The following is a 1,887-nucleotide window of genomic DNA, read 5'->3' as shown; positions in this document are numbered from 1 at the left end:
ACTCATATTTCGCACCTTGGTAGGGCGGAACAAAAGGATTTTTTATTCAGTTTTTTAGAATAACTTTTAAACCAACACCAAAAGCGATGGTATCCTTTTTTTACCATCGTTGGTCGTTCTTTATCCCATTAGACGTAAATGCTCTCGTCCATCCCTAATCCTTGCAGAATCCTTCGCTGCTCGTACGTGAGCGGTTGACCTAACGCGCGTTGAATTCGTCCATCCGGCAGTTCCAACAGGACGACTCTGACATACCAAAACAATTGAAAAATCGCTTGTCCGGTCGGTCGGGTCAGTTTCCGGCCTCCCGCGCCCTTTAATGGGTGTTCCGGGGTGATGAACTGACGCACCCGGCGCTGGAAGACGCGGTAAATCGCCAAGGCCAACAGAAACAAATAGCCCAATACCGCGACCCGTTCCGGTTTTTTTACGTAAATCTCATCCGTAAAGAACGGGTCTTTCAAGAAAGAGAAGTTCATTTCCACCGAGATTTGGCCTTTATACAACTTCAAGATCTCTTTCGCATCCATCGGTTGACCTTTCCATTCCTCCGGAACTGTCGTGACAAGGACAAACCGGGACGCTTTCCGTCTCGCCTGTTCCCACGCATCTTGGTCGAATTCCACGTTCAAGCGAAGGGCGTACAGCGTTTCCATGTCCGGTTCCGCCCCTTTTTTCGGACGTCCGCGCCGTTTTTTCGGACGCACGATCGCTTCGACCGACGCCTCGACGCGATGGAACCGGAGACGAAGGGACGCCTTTAGAGACGCTAGGGCTTGTTCGGCGTCTTCCCGGCACGAAAACAGACGGCTTTCCCACTGGGTTTGTTTCTGCCGAAGAAGCTCTGCTTCTTGGTTTCGCTCTTTTTCGAGCGTCTTTCCTTTTCGTTGGTCGAGCGCGCTGGATTCAACGACGATCAACCGGACCGAATGACCTTCGTACGTCGATGTCGTTTCCCACACCCGGTAGGTGGCTCCGTTTTTCTCCGCTAAGGAAAACGGATCGCTCCACGGCGTGTCTTGGGCATCAGCTTTAGCCAGCGCGGTTTTGACGATCCGGAGCGAAGAAGGGCCTCTTGTGATCAAAAAGGCGTTGGCGGCCTTCGTTTGCGCCAGTGTGTCTTTCGTCATGGCGGCAGAATCGGCAACATAAATCCATTCATCTTCGATCTTCGCCTGCTTCAGCTGTTTCTGCACACGGGACAACACCTCGGGATTCCACGTCTTATCCGGCAGGTTGCCGTCGTGTACATCGCCATAAAACGGGATGCCATCCTCGTTGCCAATCAGCCCAAATCCGATCTGCTTTTGCCAACGATGATGCCGGTTGTAGCCATGCGTAATCTGCAAGGCATCCGGCGAGGCCGATTCATACGCGCCATAAACGGTCTTGTCCGTCGTATCGGCGTGGAAGACGCGAAGAGAGAGGCCTTCTTTCTTGTAGATCTGCACGAGGCAAGACGAAAGGACTTGATGGATATTCGCCTCATACAGGCGATCCAAATGACGCGCGATGGCATCGTCGTTGAACCAAGACGGCTCCAGCCCTGGCCGAATCAGCTTCGGCAAATCGATGTCATGCGCCCATTGTTCCAAATGAACGAGCGCTTGCCGGCCGCTCAAGATATCCAGAACGATTAGTTTGACGATATCGCTGGCTCGAGTTTGGCATTGCGGATCCACGGGAACGAGACGATCAATCAACTGAGGAAGGTCAAGATCTTTGAACAGGGCGCTTATTATATTCAAATAAGAACTTTCATAAATGGCCCGAATTTGAACGTCCATGATGAGCAAACTCCTTTGCTTTCCTTGTATTCCAAGGTTTTATTCGACAGGAAGATAAAAAAATCCTCCCGATTTTTGTCGAGAGGGTGCGAAATGTGAG

1 protein-coding gene is annotated in these 1,887 nt (G+C 51.3%); it reads right to left on the bottom strand.

Features of this window, described 5'->3' with window-relative positions; all coding sequences use genetic code 11:
• Positions 1-128: 128 nt before the first annotated feature.
• The gene (locus EKC99_RS15235) at positions 129-1,787 is read right to left on the bottom strand and encodes an IS1634 family transposase (protein WP_088223227.1); all 1,659 of its coding nucleotides are present in this window, start codon (positions 1,785-1,787) and stop codon (positions 129-131) included.
• Positions 1,788-1,887: the final 100 nt, after the last annotated feature.

This window comes from Anoxybacillus sp. MB8, from assembly GCF_011006755.1.
In the GTDB taxonomy this organism is placed as follows: Bacteria; Bacillota; Bacilli; order Bacillales; family Anoxybacillaceae; genus Anoxybacillus; species Anoxybacillus gonensis.
The sequence above is the reverse complement of the archived record's forward strand: the minus strand, read 5'-3'. Positions and strand labels throughout refer to the sequence as shown.

What these genes read in the sequence shown, in the direction of transcription:
- EKC99_RS15235 (WP_088223227.1), bottom strand. Translation starts at nt 1,787, where the DNA reads ATGGACGTTCAAATTCGGGCCATTTATGAAAGTTCTTATTTGAATATA.